Source organism: Polaromonas sp., from assembly GCF_030689685.1.
Lineage (GTDB): Bacteria > Pseudomonadota > Gammaproteobacteria > Burkholderiales > Burkholderiaceae_C > Polaromonas.
The window spans coordinates 1-21,074 of sequence record NZ_JAUYEY010000101.1 but is presented as its reverse complement, the minus strand read 5'-3'; the positions used below and the strand labels follow the sequence as shown (position 1 = coordinate 21,074).

The following is a 21,074-nucleotide window of genomic DNA, read 5'->3' as shown; positions in this document are numbered from 1 at the left end:
GTGGCATGGGCAGACAGCTATCAATTTCATAGTAAAACCGGAGCTCACTCCGGCAGCGACACACCGACCTTGCGGCCGGCCGCCACGATTTCCCGCCAGGTCTCCTTGTCGACCTCTATGCCGCTGTCCTGGCGCTGCAGGCGTTTGGCGCGCTCCGGGTCGCCGGCGATGAGCACGGCGTCGGTGCCGGGTGCGGCCGGTGCGGCTTTGAGCCAGTCGGCAAAAGCCAACGCCTCCTGCTCGAAACTGGCCTGGGTGCCCAGCTTGGCCGGATCGATCAGGATGGTCAGCATGCCGTTGATGACGGCGCGTATGGCTGGGTCGGCCGGTTTGTGCGCAGTGCCGCTGCCGGTCAGCGCCCCGCCCAGCAGTTCGCAGGCAACCGCCATACCGTAACCCTTGTGTTCACCAAACGCCATCAGCGCACCGAACAGGCCATTGCTCTGTGGCACCACCACCACGCCGGGGTTGGTGGTGGCGCGGCCAAACTCGTCGATCAGCATGCCGGGTGCTACCTGCTGGCCTTCGTTGTGGGCGACGCGCATCTTGCCTTGCGCAACGCGGCTGGTGGCGAAATCGAGGATGAAGGGTTCACGCCCCGCTAGCGGAATGCCGATGCAGCAGGGGTTGGTGCCATAACGCCCGTCGGCGCCGCCGAAAGGCGCGACCACCGGGCGCGACAACACGTTGACGAAGTGCATGGAGACCAGGCCTTGCGCCACCGCCATCTCGGCAAAGTGGCCGATGCGGCCCAGGTGGTGCGAATTGGCCAGCGTCATGATGCAGCTGCCGTGGGTTTTGGCGCGTTCCATGCCGAGCGCCATGGCCAGCTGGCCGACCACCTGGCCGTAACCGCGCTGGCCGTCCAGCGTGAGCAGCGAACCGGTGTCCAGCAGCACGCGCAGGCTATTGTTGGGGATCAGCCCGCCCTCGAGCACCGCGTCCACATAACGCGGCAACATGCCGACGCCGTGGGAGTCGTGGCCGCTCAGGTTGGCGAAGACGAGGTTGGCGGCGACAGCGCTGGCTTCTTCGTCGCTGCTGCCGGCCGCTATCAAAACAGTAGCTACCTGCGCTTGCAGGGCGAGGGCTGGAAGTATTTTTTGCATAAAGAATGGCTGTTTACATCACGGCGCCGACCTGCCAGGGCACAAACTCGTTTTGCCCATAACCGTGCGCCTCGCTTTTGCTTTTGTCGCCGGACGCCGTCGCCAGCACCAGCTCGAAGATGCGCTGGCCCATCTCGGCCACCGTGCTGGCGCCGTCGATGATTTCGCCGCAGTTGATGTCCATGTCTTCTTCCTGCTTGCGCCACAGGGCCGAGTTGGTCGCCAGCTTCAGGGAAGGCGAGGGCGCGCAGCCGTAAGCCGAGCCGCGGCCGGTGGTAAAGCAGATCAGGTTGGCGCCGCCGGCCACCTGGCCGGTAGCACTGACCGGGTCGTAACCCGGCGTGTCCATGTAGACAAAGCCATGCGCGCCCACCGCTTCGGCGTATTCGTAGACCGCCTCGAGGTTGCTGGTGCCGCCCTTGGCTACGGCGCCCAGCGATTTTTCGAGAATGGTGGTCAGGCCGCCGGCCTTGTTGCCGGGCGAGGGGTTGTTGTTCATCTCGCCGCCGTTGATCTCGGTGTAGTGCTCCCACCACTTGATGCGTTCAACCAGCTTTTCGCCGACCTCGCGTTTGACGGCGCGGCGCGTCAGCAAATGTTCGGCGCCGTAAACCTCGGGCGTCTCCGACAGGATGGCGGTGCCGCCGTGGGCCACCAGCAGGTCCACCGCCGCGCCCAGCGCCGGGTTCGCGCTGATGCCGGAATAGCCGTCGGAGCCGCCGCACTGCAGGCCGATGGTGATGTGGGCCGCGCTGCAGGGCTCGCGTTTGATGTCGTTGGCGCGCGGCAGCATCTCCTTGATCAGGCTGATGCCTTTGTCCACCGTCTTGCGGGTGCCGCCGGTGTCCTGGATGTTGAAGACGCGGAAGTTGTCGCCTTCGCGCAGCGCGCTGTGCGCCAGCCAGGCATTGATCTGGTTGGCCTCGCAGCCCAGGCCGACCACCAGCACCGCGGCAAAGTTGGCGTGGGTGGCGTAGCCGGTCAGCGTGCGTTCCAGGATCTGCATGCCCATGCCCTTGTCGTCCATGCCGCAGCCGGTGCCGTGCGTCAGCGCGACCACGCCGTCGACATTCGGAAACGCCGCCAGCGCCGACGGGTTGGTCTGGCGCGAAAAGTGATCAGCGATCGCGCGCGCGGCGGTGGCCGAGCAGTTCACGCTGGTCAGCACGCCTATGTAGTTGCGCGTCGCGACGCGGCCATCGGCACGTTTGATACCCATGAAAGTCGCCTCCCGCCGGGTCGGCGCAGGCTTGACGTCCGCGCCATAGGCATAGTCGCGCGCAAAGTCGCCCTTGTCCGGGCCCATGTCGAGGTTGTGCGTGTGCACATGTTCGCCCGCCGCAATCGGCTGGCTGGCAAAACCGATGATCTGGTTGTAGCGCCGCACCGGTTCGCCGGCCGCAATGGCACGGGTAGCAACCTTGTGGCCCGGCGGGATCAGGCCGCGTACGGTGACGTTTTCGGCCTGCGCGCCACCCACCAGTTGTGATCTGGCGATGAGCACATCGTCGGCGGGATGAAGTCGTATGAAGGGGGTCATAGGTTTGGGCAATGGTGATGTGAGTTTCAAAATCAGGGCATGGTTCTGCAGTTCCAGCTTGGGAGGTTGGGGCGGATGGCTACGCGAATGTCCCCCGCGTGGCTTATGGCCACTGCTCCTCCTTGATTTCGCTTCGCCACCCGCCCCAACCTCCCAATCGGGTGATGGGGTTGGCTCGCGTGGCACGATAAGCTGCTGGGCCCGCCGGATCATGCCGGTGCGGCGCTCGGCGCAGCGGCATCAAGGAGGAGGCCGCAGGTCGGGGGACAGCCGCGTAGCTGAGCGCCGCGTCGGTTGTATCGCTGGGCTTGGCTGGCATGGCCGTCAGTCTTTCAGTAAAACATCTTCGGCAGCCATAACACCAGCTTGGGGAAGTAGGTGATGATGACCAGCGAGCCCAGCAGGGGCACCAGCCACGGCAGGATGGCCATCGTCGTGCGCTCCACCGAGAGCCTGGCCACCCGCGCAAGCACAAACAGCACCATGCCCATGGGCGGGTGCAGCAGGCCGATCATGAGGTTGAGCACCATCACCAGGCCGAAGTGAACGAGGTCTATGCCCAGCTGCTGGCAGATCGGTACCAGGATGGGCACGAGGATGGTGATGGCGGCCGTGGGTTCGAGGAAGCAGCCGACAAACAGCATCAATAGGTTGGCCAGCAGCAGAAAGACCCAGGGCTCCTTGGTAAAACCCAGCACCCACTCCGAGATCGCCGCCGTCACGCCGGTGGCGGTCAGCATCCAGCCGAAAATGCTGGCGGCGGCGACGATGAACAGCACCGTGGCCGTGGTTTCCACGGTGTCCAGCGAGACCTTGATGAACATCTTCCAGTTCAGCGTGCGGTACCAGGCGAAGCCCAGCACCATGGCCCACAGGCAGGCGGCAATCGCGCCTTCGGTGGGCGTGAAGATGCCGGTGGTCATGCCGCCTATCAGCAGCACCGGCGTCATGATGGGTAACACCGCCTGGAATTTGAAGAATTTGTCAGCGGCAAAAAGGACAATCAATCCGGCGAACACCGTGATCTGCGCCGGAAACCCGGCCTTGACGATCAGCAGCCACAACACCAGCGGCCAGCCAGCGACGACCAGGGTTTCGGCCAGGGCCTTGATCACGCGCGGCCATTCAAACTTGACGTCGGCGCCCCAGCCGTTGCGGTGCGCAAAATACGCCACCGTCAGCATCATGAGCAGGGCCATCAGCAGGCCCGGCAGGATGCCGGCCAGGAAGAGGGCGCCCACGCTGACGTTGGCCATCATGCCGTAGATCACAAACGGCAGACTGGGCGGGATGATGGGGCCCAGCGTGGCCGATGCGGCCGTCACGCCGACGGCAAATTCCTTGCTGTAGCCGTGCTCCGTCATGGCCTTGATTTCGATGGTGCCCAGACCCGCCGCGTCGGCAATCGCCGTGCCGCTCATGCCGGCAAACACCACCGAGCCGACCACGTTGACATGGCCCAGCCCGCCTTTCATCCAGCCCACCAGCGCCAGCGCATAGTTGTAGATGCGGTTGGTGATGCCGGCATTGTTCATCAGGTTGCCAGCCAGGATAAAGAAGGGCACAGCCAGCAGCGGGAAGCTGTCGATGCCGCTGACCATGCGGTGGATCACCACAAAGCTGGGCAGGTTGCCGGTCCACCAGATGTAGATCAGCGAAGAGCCGGCCATCGCGATGGCGACCGGGATGCCGCCGCTCATGAGCAGGAGAAAAATGATTTTGAGCATGGTGGATGTGTGTTATTTGTCGTCCATCGAGGACTCGGGGCGCTCCAGGACGCTGTAGCCGCGCCTTCGGTGAAACAGCGCAATCTGTACCGAGCGGAAGGTCATGGCGGCAAAGCCGAGCATGCAGATACCGTAGATCCAGTTCATCGGCAGATCGACCATGGTCATGCGCGAATTGCTGCCGAGCTTGAGCATCATCATCCCGGTCAGAACGGTGGCGACCGCGAAGAAGCCGATGCGCACCAGATCCACCACCGTCGCCATCGCACGGCTCACCGGCCTGGGCATGAACTTGTAGAAAAAGTCGACCTGGATGTGGTTGTTCTTGATCACGCCGATGGTGGCGCCGGTGAACACCACGGCGATCAGCAGGTAACGCGCGATCTCCTCGGTCCAGGCGGCCGAATCGTTCAACACGTAGCGGGTGAAGAACTGGTAGAACACCGTAGCGCCCAGGATCCAGAAGAAGCCCAGCGCCACCCAGCCTTCCAGTGTGGTGCCAGAGAGGTCCACGGCTTCGTCCTGCGCGTGGAACTCGCCGTCGGCCCCCATCACGGGGGCCATCTCGTCAATTGATGGGGTCATGGATATGCCTGCAAGTTACTAATCAAAAGACAGGACAGCACGGAGACGGCTTTGCCGGGCCGCTGGTGTCGCCCCCTGGGGGAGGCGGCTCACGGCAGTGAGCCGCTTCGGGGGGTTATTTGATATTTACCACGCGGTCCCAGTCCTTCTTGTCCAGTTTCATGGACTCGAAGGTGATGGCCTTGAGCACGCGCTGCTGGAAGTCGGCACGGTCCACCGTCACGACGTTGTTGCCTTTCTTCTTGAACTCCTCGACCAGCTCGCCTTCGCGCTTCCTGATGTCGTTGGTGGCGTTGACCGCGGCTTCCTGCGTCACGTCAGACAGGATCTTCTGCTCGGCCGGCGACAGCTTGCCCCAGAGGCTGGGTGCAATCACGGTCAGCAGGGCGTCGGCGATGTGGCCGGTCAGGATGATGTTTTTCTGCACCTCATAGAACTTCTTGGCTTCAATGGTGGGCAGCGGGTTTTCCTGTGCATCCACGGTGCCGTTCTGCAGCGCCAGGTAGACCTCGGCAAAGGCAATCGGCGTCGGGTTGGCGCCGCAGGCGCGTGGCAGGGCGGTGTAGGCCGGGGAATCCGGCACGCGCATCTTGATGCCCTTCATCTCGTCGCAGTTCTTGAACAGTTTGTTGCTGGTGGCATGGCGCGCGCCGTAGTAGGTCAGGGCGGTCACGGTGTTGCCGGTGGCTTTTTTGTAGCCTTCGGTCAACTCCTTGAACACGTCGCTTTTGCCATACTTGATCACGTGGTCGGCATCGCGGAAGGTGAAGGGGTAGTAGCTGACGGCCAGGCGCGGGTAGGAGTTGGAGGCGAAAGAGGCGCCCGTCAGGATGATGTCCACCGTGCCCAGTTGCAGGCCCTGGTTGATGTCGCTTTCCTTGCCCAGGCTGGAGGCCGGAAAAACCTGGATTTCATACTTGCCGTTGGTGCGTTTCTTGAACTCTTCACCGGCCCAGACCGACCACTTGTGGTAGGGCTCGGAGGTTTCATACACGTGGGCCCATTTCAGTTTGGTTTGGGCATTTGCTACGCCAAAAGTGGCTGTAACCCCCGCAAATATGGCGCAAGCAGCTATTGTTTTAATAGCAAATTGTTTTCTTGTCAGTGCTTTCATGGTGTCTCCTCTTGGTGGTTTACTGGCTTCAAAGGGAAACGATGTACAAGCCAGCCGTACATCGCGGTTCATGGGTCACCCGGTCTTCGCCAGGCTGGCAAAAGGCTCCTTGAGCTGCCGCGCCTGGCGCCAGCTCACGCTGAAACGGGTGTGCGAGTTGTCCATGTGGGCATGCATGGCCAGGCGGGCGGCCGCAGCGTCGTGGTCGCGCACCGCCTGCAAAATGGCTTCGTGCTCGCTGATGGCGGCGCACCAGGACTCCATGTTTTCAAAGTAACCACCCAGCCGCTCGAACAGCGGGCCGCGCCGCGAGTCCCAGAAACGCTGCACGGTTTCGATCAGCACGACGTTGTCCGACGATTCGACAATCGCTGTGTGAAAGGCCCGGTCTCCTTCCAGTGGCAGCACGCCGCGGTTGGCGTCCTTCTTCATGACTTCCAGCGCCTTGGTCATTGCGGTGATGTGTTTGCGTTTGGCCTGCAGCGCCGCGATCGAGGCGATTTCACCTTCAATCACACGGCGCGCGCGTATCAGCTCCAGCGGTCCCCATTCGTCGGGGGCAATCTGCGGCCGACTGGCAGCGGCTGCAGCAGCGTGGCTGCTGCGGTCCAGCACATACACGCCCGAGCCGGTGCGCACTTCGACCCAGCCCTCGACTTCCATGGCAATCAGGGCTTCACGCACCGACGGCCGGCTGACCCCCAATTGCCGTGCCAAGTCTCGCTCCGCCGGCAAGCGTGTGCCCACCGCAAACTCGCCCGACACAATCAGCGTGCGCAGTTGCCCCGCAATCTGGCGGTACAGGCGTTGGGGCTCGACGGTTTGCAGTGGCATGGGTGAGGTATGGCAACTTAAGGGTTAGCCAGAATTGGACAAGTGGTAAGGCCAATTCATAATCCCATGAATTCCCCGGCACCCGTATCCGGCAAAACCCTGTGCGGCTTGTCCGACCGTCGGCGTATCGCATCCCCAAAGGAAACACAGATGAGACTTCAAGGAAAAACCGCGCTGGTCACCGCCGCTGGGCAGGGCATCGGCAAAGCCAGCGCACTGGCCATGGCGGCAGAAGGCGCGCAGGTCTGGGCCACCGACGTCAACGAGAAGCTGCTGGCTGCTTATGACGGGGTGGCCAACATCCACGCCGTGGCGCTCAATGTGCTCGACAAGGCGGCGATCGCCAGGGTGATCGCCGACATGCCGGCGCTGCATGTGCTGTTCAACTGCGCCGGCTTTGTGCATGCCGGCTCCATCCTGCAGGCCACCGACGAGGAGTGGGAGTTCGCCTTCAACCTCAATGTGCGCTCGCAGTACTGGACCATCCAGGCGGCGCTGCCCAAAATGCTGGCCAACAACAACGGCAAGGGCGGCGGCAGCATCATCAACATGGCCAGTGTCTGCAGCATCAAAGGGTTGCCAAGCCGCTTCATCTACAGCGCGTCCAAGGCTGCAGTCATCGGTCTGACCAAAAGTGTGGCGGCTGACTTCGTGATGCAGGGCGTGCGCTGCAATGCCATCTGCCCCGGCACGGTCGATACCCCGTCGCTGCAAGACCGCATCAATGTGTTTGAGGACCCGGTTGAGGCGCGCAAAAACTTTGTGGCGCGCCAGCCCATGGGCCGCCTTGCGCAGGCCCATGAAATCGCACCGCTGGTGACTTTTCTGGCCAGCGATGAGTCGGCCTTTGTCACCGGCCAGTCCTACAACATCGACGGCGGCATGACGATATGAACCAGCTTGACCTGGCGAGCCGCCATGCGGTGGTCACCGGCGGCGCGGCGGGCCTGGGCTTTGCAATTGCGCAGCGCCTGCTGGCTTCGGGCGCCACCGTGACGCTGTGGGACCGGGACAGCGATGCGCTGGCCCGTGCGGCCGGGGAACTCGGTGCGGGTGTACGCATGGTCGCGGTCGATGTGGGCGACCACGCCAGCGTGGTGCGCGCCGTGCAGCAGACGGTGGCACACACGTACGCTGTCGACGTGCTGGTCAACAGTGCCGGCGTCACCGGCCCCAATGTCAAGGTCTGGGACTACCCGCCCGAGGCCTGGCAGCAGGTGATGCAGGTCAACCTCAACGGCTTGTTTCACTGCTGCCGCGAGATTGTTCCGCTGATGCGCGCCCGCAACTACGGCCGCATTGTCAATATCGCCTCGGTCGCTGGAAAAGACGGCAACCCGAACGCCAGCGCCTACAGCGCCAGCAAGGCCGCGGTGATTGCGCTGACCAAGTCGCTGGGCAAGGAACTCGCCGACACCGGCGTTCGCGTCAACTGCGTGACGCCGGCCGCCGTCAAGACCGCAATCTTTGACCAGATGAGCGCCGAACACATTGCCTTCATGCTGTCGAAAATCCCCATGGGCCGCTTCGGCACGCCGGAAGAAGTCGCTGCCATGGTGGGCTGGCTGTGCACTGAAGAATGTTCCTTTTCGACCGGCGCGGTCTTCGACCTCTCGGGCGGCCGCTCCACATACTGAATTGTTTAACCAGAAGGAAAATCATGAAACTCGTTCGTTACGGCAATCCCGGCAAGGAAAAACCCGGCCTCATCGATGCCGATGGCAAGCTGCGCGACCTCAGTGCGGTGGTCAAGGACATCGGCCCGGACCAGCTCGGCGACGCCGCGCTGGCGAAGCTGCGCCGGCTCAAGACGGCCACGCTGCCGCTCGTGAAGGGTTCGCCGCGCCTGGGCAGTCCGGTGGCCGGTGTGGGCAAGTTCATCGCCATCGGCCTGAACTACGCCGACCACGCGGCCGAATCGGGCCTGCCGATACCGCCCGAGCCCGTGGTGTTCATGAAGGCCACCAGTTGCATCCAGGGGCCCAATGATGCGGTGATGCTGCCCAAGGGCTCGGTCAAGAGCGACTGGGAGGTCGAGCTCGGCGTGGTGATCGGCAGCCGCGCGCGTTATGTGTCGCAAAAAGATGCGCTGAATTTTGTCGCCGGTTATTGCACCATCAACGATGTCAGCGAGCGCGAGTTCCAGATCGAGCGTGGCGGCACTTGGGACAAGGGCAAGGGCTGCGACACCTTCGGCCCGCTGGGCCCGTGGCTGGTCACGCGCGACGACGTGCCGAATCCGCAGAAACTCGCCATGTGGCTGGACCTCAACGGCACGCGCATGCAGACTGGCAACACCAGGACCATGATCTTCAGCGTGGCCAAAATCGTCAGTTACTGCAGCCAGTTCATGACCTTGCTACCCGGCGACGTGATTACCACCGGCACGCCGCCCGGCGTCGGCCTGGGCATGAAGCCGCCGATGTACCTGAAAAAAGGCGATGTCATGACCTTGGGCATTGAGGGCTTGGGCGAGCAGCGTCAGCTCGTGGTTCCCTTCAAGCTATAAGCCCGCAGCAGGCGCCCGCCAGCACCGCATGGCGGGTAAACTGCTGCGCATGATCGCCGCATCCGACCTGCCGTTTTTCTCTGGCAACACGCCAACGGCGCGCTTGATGCGGGAAAAGGACTGGTCCGGCTCGCCGCTGGGCCTGCCGCAGCAGTGGCCGCAGCCCCTGCGTTCGGTAGTGAGCCTGATGCTGGGTTCGGCCTTCCCCATGTTTGTGGCCTGGGGGCCGTCGCTGCACACGCTGTACAACGATGCCTATGGCGAGATCATGGGCGCCAAACATCCGGCGGGAATCGGCGCGCCGTTCCTGGATATCTGGCATGAAATCCGTTCCGACCTGGAGCCGCTGGTCGGGCGCGCCATGGGCGGCGAAGCATTCTTCATGGAAAACCTGCCCTTGCGCCTGCGCCGGCGCGGCTACGACGAAGACACTTGGTTTACTTTTTCGTGGTCGCCGGTGCTGGGCGACGGTGGCACCGTTGACGGGTTTTTCTGCGCCTGCACGGAAACCACCGGCATGGTGCTGGCCGAGCGCCATCAGCGTGCGGAGCAGGAGCGGCTGCAGTCGCTGTTCAGCCAGGCTCCCGGCTTTGTCGCCATCATGCGCGGGCCCGACCATGTGTTTGAAATCGCCAACCAGGCCTATGTGCAACTGACCGGCTTTCGCGACGTGATCGGCAAGCCCCTGGCCCTGGCGCTGCCCGAGGTGGTCGAGCAAGGTTTTGTCACCCTGCTCGATCAGGTGTTACGCACCGGGGCGCCTTATGTGGGCCGGTCCGTGCGCCTGATGCTCAATCGTGAACGCGATGCGCCGCCCACCGAAGCCTACCTGGACTTTGTGTATCAGCCGCTGCGGGATGCGATGGGTGCGATCAACGGCGTGTTTGTGCAGGGCCACGAGGTGACCGAACTGCAGCGCACCCAGCAGACGCTGCTGGCTTTTTCCAACAGCATTCCCGCCATCGCGTGGGTGGCCGCAGCCGATGGCCCGCTGGAGCGCTTCAATTCGCAGTGGCAAGCCTATACCGGCCAGACCGAGCAGAGCGCCCTGGGCCACGGCTGGACGGCAGCGCTGCACCCGGACGACCGTGCCGTGGCCCGGCAGACCTGGGACAGCGTCCGCGCCGGCAATCAGGCGTGGCAGGTCGAATACCGCTTGCGCGGCTCGGACGGCGCTTATCGCTGGTTCCGCGCCCATGCTGTGCCTCAGCTTGACGCGACCGGCCGGGTGCTGCGCTGGTTCGGTACCACCACCGACATCGAAGACTCAAGAGCTGCGGCGCAAGTGCTGCAGCATGCCGACCGTCAAAAAGACGAATTTCTCGCCACCCTGGCGCACGAGCTGCGCAATCCGCTGGCGCCGATTCGCACGGCTGTGCAGCTCTTGACTGCCCCCGGCTCGACGGCAGAAGTGCGCGAACGCGCAACGGCTGTCATCGGGCGTCAGGTCGGCCACATGGCGCACCTGCTCGACGACCTGATTGACATTGCGCGCATTACAAGGCGACGGCTTGTGCTCAAGAAAGAGTGGGTGTCGGTGGATGAACTGGTTGAAACAGCGCTGGAGACCGCGCGGCCGCTGGCACACAACAAGAAACAGACCTTGAGTGCCCGCGTTGCCAGCCCCGGGCTGCACCTGGTCGCCGACCCGGTCCGGGTGGCGCAAATTCTTTCCAACCTGTTGAACAACGCCTCGAAATACACCGATGTGGGTGGGCGTATCGCGCTGGAGGTGGCGCTTGAGGGTCAAGGCTTGTGCTTCAGCGTGACAGACAGCGGTATCGGCATGAGCGAGTCGGCCATCGGTAATGTTTTTGCCATGTTTGCGCAGGAGCAGTCGGCGCTGGACCGATCAGAGGGGGGCTTGGGTATTGGCCTGGCCCTGGTCAAGGGCTTGGTCGAGCTGCACGGCGGCAGCGTCTCGGCGCACAGCGGGGGCGCCAACCAGGGCAGCCGATTTGTGGTGACGCTGCCCGGTGCGGCGCTGGCGCTGGCCACCGCGCCGGTAAGCGATGCATCGACCGCGCAAACCGGCTGCGCCCGAACGGTGCTGCTGGCGGACGACAACCGCGATGCGGTCGATGTGCTGGCAGACCTGTTGCGCCTGGACGGCCACCTTGTTTACACCGCCAGCGACGGACTGCAGGCCGTCGAACTGGCTGCGCAACTGCGACCCGATGTACTGGTGCTGGATATCGGCATGCCGGGCATGAACGGTTATGAGGTGGCCCGCCACGTCCGCGCCCAGCCCTGGGGCAGCCGTCCGCTGCTGATTGCCGCCACCGGATGGGGCCAGGACGACGACCGGCAAAAGGCGCTGGCGGCGGGTTTTGATCTGCATCTGACCAAGCCTTTCGACCCGCTGCAGCTATCGGCGGTCATCTCCGAGCGAGTTTTCTGAGGGATTGCGGGTTTACCCTCGATTTGCTTAGACGTTGGCCTCTATAAATCCCATTTTTTTTGCAGGGACGGTAGGGTGAGCATTGGTTTTGCGGCAAAATAGAACGGTCGTTCTTTTTTGTCTGGCCTCCATGTCCGTTACCGAACTTCCTGTCAAGTCTGCCCGCCCGGGAGCGCGCGAGAACGCCCGTGCGGCGCCAGTCGGCATGCAGAAAGGCCAGCAGACCAAAGCCGCCATTGTGGATGCCGCGCTGGGCCTGGCCACGCAGATCGGCCTCGAAGGCCTGAGCATAGGCGCACTGGCAGAAGTCATGGGCATGAGCAAATCAGGGGTGTTTGCCCACTTCGGCTCGCGCGAAGAGCTGCAGATTTCCGTGATCCGCGAGTATTTCGCGCGTTTCGAGGAAGAGGTGTTTTACCCCGCCCTCAAGGAAGCTAGAGGCCTGCCGCGTGTGCAGGCGCTGTTCGGCAACTGGATGAAGCGTGTGGCGGTCGAGTTGCAGTCGGGCTGCATTTTCATCAGCGGCGCGGTCGAATTTGACGACCGACCGGGACCGGTGCGCGACGCACTGGCGACCTCGGTGCAGACCTGGCTGGCCGCCATGTACCGCGCCGTCGAGCTGGCCAAGGAGGCCGGCCATTTGCGCGCCGACGCCGACGAACGCCAGATTGCCTTCGAAATCCACGGCCTGATCCTGGCGCTGCATTACGAGGCACGTTTTCTCAAAACGCCGGGTTCCATCGAGCGGACCCTGCAGGCTTTTCAGAGCATTCTGGCGCGTTACGGCAACGGCGGCGCGCTTGCATCGCCGCTGCCCAAGCCTGTCTAGGCTTTCCTCTTTTTCCATTTCATTTTCCCTTTCAAAGGACATAGCCATGCCCCAATATTCCCCGCCGCTGCGTGACATGCAATTTGTCATGCACGAAGTGCTCAAGGTCACCGAAGAGCTCAAGCCAATTGCCAAGTATGCGGACGCCGACGTGGACACCATCAATGCCATCCTCGAAGAAGGAGGCAAGTTCGCCAGCGAGGTCATTCTTCCGCTCAATATCAGCGGTGACGAAGAGGGTTGCAAGCTGGACCCGGTGACACACGCCGTCACTACGCCGAAAGGCTTCAAGGAGGCCTACAAAAAATACGTCGAAGGCGGCTGGCCCGCGCTGAGCGGCGACCCTGAATTTGGCGGCCAGGGCTTGCCGCTGGTGGTCAACCAGTGTTTCTACGAAATGCTCAACAGCGCCAACCAGGCCTGGACCATGTACCCTGGCCTGACCCATGGCGCCCATGCCGCCCTGCACGCCCATGGCACCGATGAGCAGAAAAAGACCTATCTGCAAAAAATGACCAGCGGCGAATGGACCGGCACCATGTGCCTGACCGAGCCGCACTGCGGCACCGACCTGGGCCTGATGCGCACCAAGGCCGAGCCGCAGCCCGACGGCACTTACAAAATTACCGGCAACAAAATTTTCATCAGTGCCGGTGAGCACGATATGGCGGGCAACATCATCCACCTGGTGCTGGCCCGCCTGACCGATGCGCCGCCAGGCATCAAAGGCGTCAGCCTGTTCATCGTGCCCAAGTTTCTGGTCAACGCAGATGGCACGCTGGGTGCACGCAACGGCATCTACTGCGGTGGCCTGGAGCACAAAATGGGCATCCACGGCAACGCGACCGCGCAAATCGTCATCGACGGCGCGATCGGCACGCTGGTCGGCCAGCCCAACAAAGGCATGCAGGGCATGTTTGTGATGATGAATGCGGCGCGCCTGGGCGTCGGCAACCAGTCGCTGGGCCTGACCGAGGTGGCCTACCAGAACGCGCTGGCTTATGCCAAAGACCGCATCCAGATGCGCTCGCTGTCGGGCGTGAAAGCCAAGGACTTGGCCGCAGACCCGATCATCGTCCACCCCGACGTGCGCAAGATGCTGCTGACGGCCAAGGCCTATGCCGAAGGCGGCCGGGCCCTGGCGATTTATTGCGCAGTGCTGCTGGACAAGGAGCACTACCACCCCGACGAGAAAGTGCGCAAGGACAGCGGCGAAATCCTGTCGCTGTTGACGCCCATCGTCAAGGCCTTCTTGACCGACAACGGCCACATTGCGACCAACGCTTGCATGCAGGTTTTTGGCGGCCATGGTTACATCAGGGAATGGGGCATGGAACAGTTTGTGCGCGACAACCGCATCAACATGATTTATGAAGGCACCAACACCATCCAGTCGCTGGACTTGCTGGGCCGCAAAATCCTCGGCAACAACGGTGCGACCCTTAAAAAATTTGGCTTATCTGTTGGTGCGCTGGTGGCTGAAGAAGGCGTCAACGAAAAGATGGCCGAGTTCATCAACCCACTGGCCTTGCTGGCCGACCAGATGACCAAGTTCACGACCGAGATCGGCTTCAAGGGCTTCCAGAACCCCGACGAAGTGGGCGCTGCGGCGGTGGATTACCTGCGTGTCGCCGGCCATCTGGTGTTTGGTTATTTCTGGGCGCGCATGGCGCAGGTGGCGCTGCGCGAAGTTGCGGCCGGAAACGCAGATAGTTTTTACCTTGCCAAGTTGCAGACGGCTCGCTTTTACTTCGCCAAGCTGTTCCCCGAGACCGCCACACTGATGCGCACCGCGCGCAGCGGCAGCCAGGTGTTGATGGACACCGACGCCGCCCTCGCCTGATGCCCCTTTTTCTTCAACTCTTCAAGCCTTTTACCCCTGGAGCCCTTATGAAACGTGCACTGACAGCTATTATTTTTGTAGCAACTTGCGGTTATGGATTTGCCCAGATGACGCCTGTGGGCCTTTGGCGCAACCTGGACGACAAGACCGGCGAGGCGAAAGCCGAGATCCGGATTGTTGAAACCAGCGGGGTGCTGAGCGGAAAAGTCGACAAGCGCATCCGCAAAGACATCAAGCCAGACGATGTCTGCGATCAGTGCAGTGACGACCGCAAGGACAAACCGATCCTCGGGCTTGAAATCATTCGTGGCGCCAAAAAGGCCGAAGGCAAAGATGTGTGGGAGGGCGGCAAGATTCTGGACCCCGAAAACGGCCGCAACTACGGCCTGCGCATGACGCCCATCGACGCGGGCAAAAAACTTGAAGTCCGGGGCTCGTTCGGCCCCTTCGGCCGCACCCAGACCTGGGTCCGAATTCAGTAGATGGCACACCCCGCCTGCGGCTCACTTCGTGTAGCCGCATCCCCCCTTGCAGGGGCGACACCTGTGGCCCGGCATAGCCGGTTCCACGCTGTCACTGGCTTGGGAGCCACGTTGAGTAGCGAGGGTGCGCAGCAAGCCGAGATAAGTAGTCAATAAGGAACGAAACCATGTCCCGCTTTCAAGTCAAAAAAGTCGCTGTGTTAGGCGCCGGTGTGATGGGTGCGCAAATTGCCGCCCACCTGGTCAATCTCAAGATTCCGGTGGTGCTGTTTGACCTGCCTGCGAAGGAAGGCCCGAAGAACGGCATTGTGACCAGGGCAGTTGAAGGGTTGAAAAAGCTCAAGCCCGCACCTCTCGGCGTGCCGGAAGACGCGGCCCTGATTGGTCAGGCCAACTACGAAGAACACATGGATGTTCTGAAAGAGTGCGACCTGATCATCGAGGCGATTGCCGAGCGCATGGACTGGAAGACCGACCTGTACCACAAGATCGCGCCTTTCATCGGTGAAGGCGCGATCGTGGCCAGCAACACCTCGGGCCTGTCGATCACCCAACTCAGCGAGGCCTTGCCCGCATCGATCAAGCCGCGTTTTTGCGGCATCCACTTTTTCAACCCGCCGCGCTACATGACGCTGGTTGAGCTGATCAACACACCGACCACCGAACCCAAGGTGATGGACGATCTGGAAGCCTTTGTAACCAGCGGCCTGGGCAAAGGTGTGATCCGCGCACACGACACACCCAACTTCATTGCCAACCGCGTCGGCATCGCCGGCATGTTGGCCACCATCAAGGAGGCTGAGACTTTTGGTTTGAGTTATGACGTGGTCGATGACCTGACGGGCAAAAAACTTGGACGCGCCAGCTCCGGCACTTTCCGCACCGCCGACGTGGTGGGTCTGGACACCATGGCCCATGTCATCAAGACCTTGCAGAACAACCTGGGACCCGTTGGCAGCGGAAAAGTGGAAGATCCGTTTTCTGACATCTACGGTACGCCGCCTGTGCTGGCCAAGCTGCTCGAAGCGAAAAACCTGGGCCAGAAAACCGGCGCGGGTTTTTACAAGAAGGTGGGCCGCGACATCATGCGCCTGGACCCGGAGAGCATGGAGTATGTGGCCGCTGGCGCCAAGGCCAACGAGGTGGTCGGTCGCATGCTCAAAAAGCCTGCTGGCGAACGCCTGAAGTTGCTGCGCGACGCCGAAGGCGCCGAGCCGCGTTTTCTCTGGGCCATATTGCGCGACCAGTTTCACTATGCCGCCGTGCACCTGGAAAGTATTGCCGACAGCGCGCGCGACATTGACTTTGCGATGCGCTGGGGCTTTGGTGCCAAGCAGGGTCCGTTCGAGTTGTGGCAAGAGGCTGGCTGGCTGCAGGTGGCGAACTGGATCAAGGAGGACATTGACTCGGGCAAGGCCATCAGCAAAGCGCCCTTGCCCGCGTGGGTGTTCAAGGGCCCGGTGGCTGACGCCGGTGGCGTGCACACGCCGGAAGGCTCGTGGAGCGCGTCGGCCAACAAGTTCATCGCGCGCCGCGAATTGCCGGTGCATCAGCGCCAGTTCTTCCCCGAAAACGTGCTGGGCGCCAACGCGCCTTCATTCACGACGGCCGGAACCACGCTGCATGAGGACGATTCCATCCGCCTGTGGACGCTGGACGGCGAACAGGGCGACGTGGTGATCGCCAGCATCAAGACCAAGATGCACGCGATCGGCCCGGATGTGGCAGAAGGCTTGGGCCTGGGCGTGGACCTGGCCGAAAAAAGTTACAAGGGTTTGGTCATCTGGTCCAACGACGAGATGTTTTCTGCCGGCGCCGACTTGCAGGCCATGTTGCCTGCTTTCATGATGGGCGGGGCCAGCGCGATTGAAGGCGCTGAGGCCGAGCTGCAGAACGTGATGCTCAAACTGCGGTACGCATCAGTGCCGGTCGTCTCTGCCATCCGTGGCCTGGCGCTGGGCGGCGGCTGCGAGCTGGCGGTGTATTCAGCCAAACGTGTGGCCGCGATGGAGAGCTACATCGGCCTGGTGGAGGTGGGCGTGGGCCTGGTGCCAGGTGCTGGTGGTCTGGCCTACATCGCGCGCCGCGCAGCTGAAAACGCAGCCGCCTCGACCAACAAGGACATCCTGCCTTTCCTGACTGAAGGTTTTACCGCTGCGGCCATGGCCAAAGTCGGCACCAGCGCGATTGAAAGCCGCAAGATTGGTTACCTGCTGGACAGTGACGTGATTGTTGCGAACAAGGACGAGCTGTTGTTTGTCGCGCTCAACGAGGCGCGCGCGCTGTTTACCTCGGGCTACCGCGCGCCCTCCAGAAGGCCTTTCCCGGTCGTGGGCCGCAGCGGCCTGGCCACCATCAAGGGCCAGCTGGTCAATATGCGCGACGGCGGCTTTATCAGCGCACACGACTTCCACATTGCCAGCCTGATTGCCAATGTGGTCTGCGGCGGCGACGTGGATGCCGGCTCGCTGGTGACAGAGGAGTATTTGATGACGCTGGAGCGCAAGGCCTTTTGCTCGTTGCTCGAACACCCGAAAACCCAGGAGCGGATCATGGGCATGATGAGCACCGGCAAACCTGTGCGTAATTGATATGCACACCCCCGTCGGACGCTCACTGCGTGTAGCGCCTTCCCCCCTTGCAGGGGGCAACGCCTACGGCCCGGCGAAGCCGGTTCCGCGGCGTTCGCTGGTTGGAAAGCAACCATGAGCGATCACACACCCAACCGCCTGGAGCGGCAGCTAGAACGGCTGTCTGAAGTGCCGGCTTTTGCGCGGCCCTGGTTTCGCAGCGTGGTGTTGCGCCGCGCCGTGCCTTTCGCCGGCACGGCCGGGCTCGACTTTTTGCAGATGACCCGCCACCAAGTGGAGATCGGCATCAAGAACGAGAAGAAGGTGCAAAACCACATTGGTGGCATCCACGCCTCGGCGATGAACCTGCTGGCAGAAACTGCCACAGGCATGGTGGTCGGCATGAATGTGCGCGACGACTGCGTCCCGTTGGCCAAGGAGCTGAAGATGGCGTTCAAAAAGCGCGCCACAGGCGCCTTGCGCGCGGTGGCCACCCTCAGTGATGCGCAGCGCGCCTTGATGCAGGCCAGTGACAAGGGCGAAGTGACTGTGCCGGTGACTGTCACCGACGAGGTCGGCGTGAACCCGGTCGAATGTGAGTTTGTCTGGGCCTGGATTCCGGCCGGCCCGAGGAAGCCAGTGCCGTGATGGCTTCGCAGACCTCCGCTCCGTCCGGCCCCCTCTCCCGCACGCGGGAGAGGGCTGGGGTGAGGGTACGCGCACGCGCGTTGCGCAAGGTTTCAACGGATGCGGAAGCCCTGCTTTGGTCGAAGTTGCGTGGCCGGCAACTGGGCGGCCTGAAGTTTCGCCGCCAGCACCCGGTCGGTCATTATTTCGCAGACTTTGTGTGCGTGGAACTGGCGCTGGTGATAGAGCTCGATGGTGGCCAGCACGCTACCGACGCAGGTATCTCCAGCGACCAAAAACGCAGCAACGACATGGCAGCGCTTGGTTTTCAAACACTTCGATTCTGGAACAACGACGTGCTGCTTCAGACGGAAGCAGTACTGGAAAAAATACTGCAAGTCGCGCAGACCCTCACCCCAGCCCTCTCCCGCAAGCGGGAGAGGGTGGAAACGGGCGCTACGCGCGGTCACACGGCAGCCCTCACCCCGGCCCTCTCCCGCAAGCGGGAGAGGGAGCAAGAAGGGCCCGAATCCTGTACCCAGTCCCCTCTCCCGCTTGCGGGAGAGGGTTAGGGTGAGGGCAGCAGCCTTTGTCCTACCAAGCCAACTTATTGAGAAACAAGGAACTACCCATGAAACAAGTCCAGGAAGCCTACATCGTTGCCGCCACGCGCACGCCCATTGGGCGCTCGCACCGGGGCTTTTTCCGCAACACCCGACCCGACGAGCTGCTGGTGCGCGCGCTGCAGGCCGCGCTGGCGCAAGTGCCTTCGCTGGACCCCAAGGCGATTGAAGACATCATCTGCGGCTGCGCGATCCCCGAGGGCCCGCAGGGCCTGAACATCGCGCGCATAGGCGCGGTGCTAGCCGGCCTGCCGACCAGCGTGGGCGGCATCACCGTCAACCGCTTCTGCGCTTCGGGACTTTCCGCAGTGCAGATGGCGGCCGATCGCATCCGTGTCGGTGAAGCCGATGTGATGATTGCTGCCGGCACCGAAAGCATGAGCATGGTGCCGATGTCGGGTAACTCACCCTCGCTCTCGCCGGCCATGTTTGGCAACGACGAGAACATCGGCATTGCCTACGGCATGGGGTTGACGGCCGAAAAAGTCGCGCAGCAGTGGAAAGTGTCGCGCGAGGCGCAAGACCAGTTTGCACTCGAGTCGCACCTGAAGGCGATCAAGGCGCAGCAGAGCGGTGAGTTCAGCGCCGAGATCACGCCGGTCGAGGTCACAGACCGTTCGCCCGATCTGGACAGTGGTGAGGTGATTGGCAAAACCCGCACCGTGAGCCTGGACGAAGGCCCGCGCCCTGACACCTCGCTGGAAGGCCTGGCCAAACTCAAAACGGTTTTTGCCGCGCGGGGTTCGGTCACTGCGGGCAACAGCTCGCAAACGTCCGACGGCGCCGGCGCGCTGATCCTGGCCAGCGAAAAAGCGGTGAAGGAATTTGGCCTGAAGCCGCTGGCGCGTTTTGTCAGCTACGCCGCCAAGGGCGTGCCGCCGCACATCATGGGTATAGGCCCGATAGAGGCGATTCCGGCTGCGCTGCGTTATGCGGGCCTGCAGCAGGACGACATCGACTGGTACGAGTTGAACGAAGCCTTTGCCGCGCAGTCGCTGGCCGTCATCAACACGCTGGGCTTGAACGCCGCGAAGGTCAACCCCATGGGCGGCGCGATTGCACTGGGCCATCCGCTGGGCGCCACCGGGGCGATCCGCGCGGCAACCGTGATTCATGCGCTGCACCGCCATCAGCTCAAGTACGGCATGGTGACGATGTGTGTGGGGATGGGACAAGGCGCCGCCGGCATCTTCGAACGGGTGTAGGGCTCCTGCGCGGGCGATCTGCGGCGTTGGTCCGGTGCTCCCCATCCTCATGTACCTGAAGTACGTTGACGACCGCGGTTGCGGCGATGCGCGGCCGGCCCGTCCGGTGGACCGCGTCACCGGCATGACTGCCTGATACCACCAGCGACGGCATACTCCAGTCATGATCTCCCACCCCTTTGATACGGCTGTCGCACTGCAGCCCCAGGCCGATGGTGCTTTTGTGGGCCACACCAGCGTCGCCTATGCCAACATGGTTGGGCCCTTCGGCGGCGTCACGGCGGCGCAGGCCTTGAATGCCGTGCTTCAGCATCCGCAGCGTCTGGGCGATCCGATTTCTCTGACCGTCAACTTTGCCGCCGCCCTGGCCGACGGGCCGTTCACCGTGATTGCCCGGCCGGCGCGTACCAACCGCTCCACCCAGCACTGGGTGATCGAGATGCAACAGAACGGCGAGACGGTGCTGACCGGCACCGCCTTTTTTGGCTTGCGGCGCGAGACCTGGGGTGCCGACGAACACACGATGCCGGAAGTTCCTGCACCGAGTGATGTGCCGCGTGCCAGCGGCCTGGCGCGGGTCGAATGGGTCAAGCGTTATGAAATGCGTTTTGCCGAAGGCGCGATTCCTGCCGAATGGAACGGCGCCGACCTGGGCATCAGCCGCACCCGCCTGTGGCTGCGCGACGACCCGCCGCGCCCGCTGGACTTTGCTTCGCTGACTGCGTTGTCGGACGTGTTTTTTCCCCGAATCTGGCGCCGCCGTCCGCTGCTGGTACCGATTGGTACCGTCTCGATGACGGTGTACTACCATGCTGATGCGGCGCTGCTGCAGGCCACCGATAGCGGCTACCTGCTGGGGCAGAGCCAAGCCCAGGCTTTTTGCAACGGCTACTTCGACCAAACCGCGCAGTTGTGGAACGAGTCCGGCAATTTACTGGTAATTCCATTTCTACTTCATAAATGAAGTAATCAAGGAGCTCACAATCCAATCCCAAGAGACAATGGTGCGCACAGTTTCAGGGTTTTGCTCCAAAGTTCTGAGTCCCAGTGCAAGCTGCTCCTCCAGCGCGTCAAGG

The 21,074-nt window shown here is 62.6% G+C and carries 18 protein-coding genes; 12 read left to right on the top strand and 6 right to left on the bottom strand.

The window, feature by feature from the left end; translation table 11 throughout:
- Positions 1-44: 44 nt before the first annotated feature.
- The 6 genes from Q8O29_RS20010 to Q8O29_RS19985 all read right to left on the bottom strand — a co-directional run bounded on the left by Q8O29_RS20010 (position 45) and on the right by Q8O29_RS19985 (position 6,909).
- Complete coding sequence (locus Q8O29_RS20010; protein WP_305565976.1) at positions 45-1,109, bottom strand: malate/lactate/ureidoglycolate dehydrogenase; 1,065 nt, start codon at positions 1,107-1,109, stop codon at positions 45-47.
- Between the two features lie 13 nt (positions 1,110-1,122).
- Positions 1,123-2,649: a UxaA family hydrolase gene (locus Q8O29_RS20005; RefSeq protein ID WP_305565975.1), complete on the bottom strand. Its 1,527-nt coding sequence runs from the start codon at positions 2,647-2,649 to the stop codon at positions 1,123-1,125.
- A 332-nt stretch (positions 2,650-2,981) separates the two neighbouring features.
- Complete coding sequence (locus Q8O29_RS20000) at positions 2,982-4,376, bottom strand: TRAP transporter large permease (protein ID WP_305565974.1); 1,395 nt, start codon at positions 4,374-4,376, stop codon at positions 2,982-2,984.
- A 12-nt stretch (positions 4,377-4,388) separates the two neighbouring features.
- Positions 4,389-4,961 (bottom strand): TRAP transporter small permease, encoded by a 573-nt coding sequence (locus tag Q8O29_RS19995; protein WP_305565973.1) that lies wholly within the window; start codon positions 4,959-4,961, stop codon positions 4,389-4,391.
- 115 nt (positions 4,962-5,076) lie between these two features.
- The gene (locus tag Q8O29_RS19990; RefSeq protein WP_305565972.1) at positions 5,077-6,075 is read right to left on the bottom strand and encodes a sialic acid TRAP transporter substrate-binding protein SiaP; all 999 of its coding nucleotides are present in this window, start codon (positions 6,073-6,075) and stop codon (positions 5,077-5,079) included.
- Between the two features lie 75 nt (positions 6,076-6,150).
- Positions 6,151-6,909, bottom strand: coding sequence for a FadR/GntR family transcriptional regulator (locus tag Q8O29_RS19985; protein WP_305565971.1), 759 nt, complete (start codon positions 6,907-6,909; stop codon positions 6,151-6,153).
- A gap of 150 nt (positions 6,910-7,059) precedes the next feature.
- On the opposite strand from Q8O29_RS19985, the gene Q8O29_RS19980 reads away from it, so the two are divergent.
- From Q8O29_RS19980 to Q8O29_RS19925, 12 genes are all read left to right on the top strand, one after another.
- A complete protein-coding gene (locus tag Q8O29_RS19980; protein WP_305565969.1) occupies positions 7,060-7,803 on the top strand; it encodes an SDR family oxidoreductase in 744 nt (247 codons plus the stop codon).
- Positions 7,800-8,546, top strand: coding sequence for an SDR family NAD(P)-dependent oxidoreductase (locus Q8O29_RS19975; RefSeq protein ID WP_305565968.1), 747 nt, complete (start codon positions 7,800-7,802; stop codon positions 8,544-8,546). The genes Q8O29_RS19980 and Q8O29_RS19975 overlap by 4 nt, the downstream gene beginning before the upstream one ends.
- 23 nt (positions 8,547-8,569) lie before the next feature.
- The gene (locus Q8O29_RS19970; RefSeq protein WP_305565967.1) at positions 8,570-9,418 is read left to right on the top strand and encodes a fumarylacetoacetate hydrolase family protein; all 849 of its coding nucleotides are present in this window, start codon (positions 8,570-8,572) and stop codon (positions 9,416-9,418) included.
- 49 nt (positions 9,419-9,467) lie between these two features.
- The gene (locus tag Q8O29_RS19965) at positions 9,468-11,819 is read left to right on the top strand and encodes a PAS domain-containing protein (RefSeq protein ID WP_305565966.1); all 2,352 of its coding nucleotides are present in this window, start codon (positions 9,468-9,470) and stop codon (positions 11,817-11,819) included.
- Positions 11,820-11,949: 130 nt separating this feature from the next.
- On the top strand, positions 11,950-12,648 hold the full coding sequence (locus Q8O29_RS19960) for a TetR/AcrR family transcriptional regulator (protein WP_305565965.1): 699 nt from the start codon (positions 11,950-11,952) through the stop codon (positions 12,646-12,648).
- A 46-nt stretch (positions 12,649-12,694) separates the two neighbouring features.
- Positions 12,695-14,491: an acyl-CoA dehydrogenase C-terminal domain-containing protein gene (locus Q8O29_RS19955; protein ID WP_305565963.1), complete on the top strand. Its 1,797-nt coding sequence runs from the start codon at positions 12,695-12,697 to the stop codon at positions 14,489-14,491.
- A 47-nt stretch (positions 14,492-14,538) separates the two neighbouring features.
- Positions 14,539-14,973, top strand: a complete 435-nt coding sequence (locus tag Q8O29_RS19950) for a DUF2147 domain-containing protein (RefSeq protein ID WP_305565962.1) — start codon at positions 14,539-14,541, stop codon at positions 14,971-14,973.
- Between the two features lie 167 nt (positions 14,974-15,140).
- Positions 15,141-17,564 carry a 3-hydroxyacyl-CoA dehydrogenase/enoyl-CoA hydratase family protein gene (locus Q8O29_RS19945; RefSeq protein WP_305565960.1) on the top strand — a complete coding sequence of 808 codons (2,424 nt, stop codon included), beginning with the start codon at positions 15,141-15,143 and terminating at the stop codon, positions 17,562-17,564.
- Positions 17,565-17,678: 114 nt separating this feature from the next.
- On the top strand, positions 17,679-18,191 hold the full coding sequence (locus Q8O29_RS19940) for a DUF4442 domain-containing protein (protein ID WP_305565959.1): 513 nt from the start codon (positions 17,679-17,681) through the stop codon (positions 18,189-18,191).
- A complete protein-coding gene (locus Q8O29_RS19935; RefSeq protein WP_305565958.1) occupies positions 18,191-18,742 on the top strand; it encodes an endonuclease domain-containing protein in 552 nt (183 codons plus the stop codon). The genes Q8O29_RS19940 and Q8O29_RS19935 overlap by 1 nt, the downstream gene beginning before the upstream one ends.
- Positions 18,743-18,801: 59 nt before the next feature.
- The gene (locus Q8O29_RS19930; protein WP_305565957.1) at positions 18,802-19,998 is read left to right on the top strand and encodes an acetyl-CoA C-acyltransferase; all 1,197 of its coding nucleotides are present in this window, start codon (positions 18,802-18,804) and stop codon (positions 19,996-19,998) included.
- 163 nt (positions 19,999-20,161) lie between these two features.
- Positions 20,162-20,962 carry an acyl-CoA thioesterase II gene (locus tag Q8O29_RS19925; protein ID WP_305565955.1) on the top strand — a complete coding sequence of 267 codons (801 nt, stop codon included), beginning with the start codon at positions 20,162-20,164 and terminating at the stop codon, positions 20,960-20,962.
- Positions 20,963-21,074: the final 112 nt, after the last annotated feature.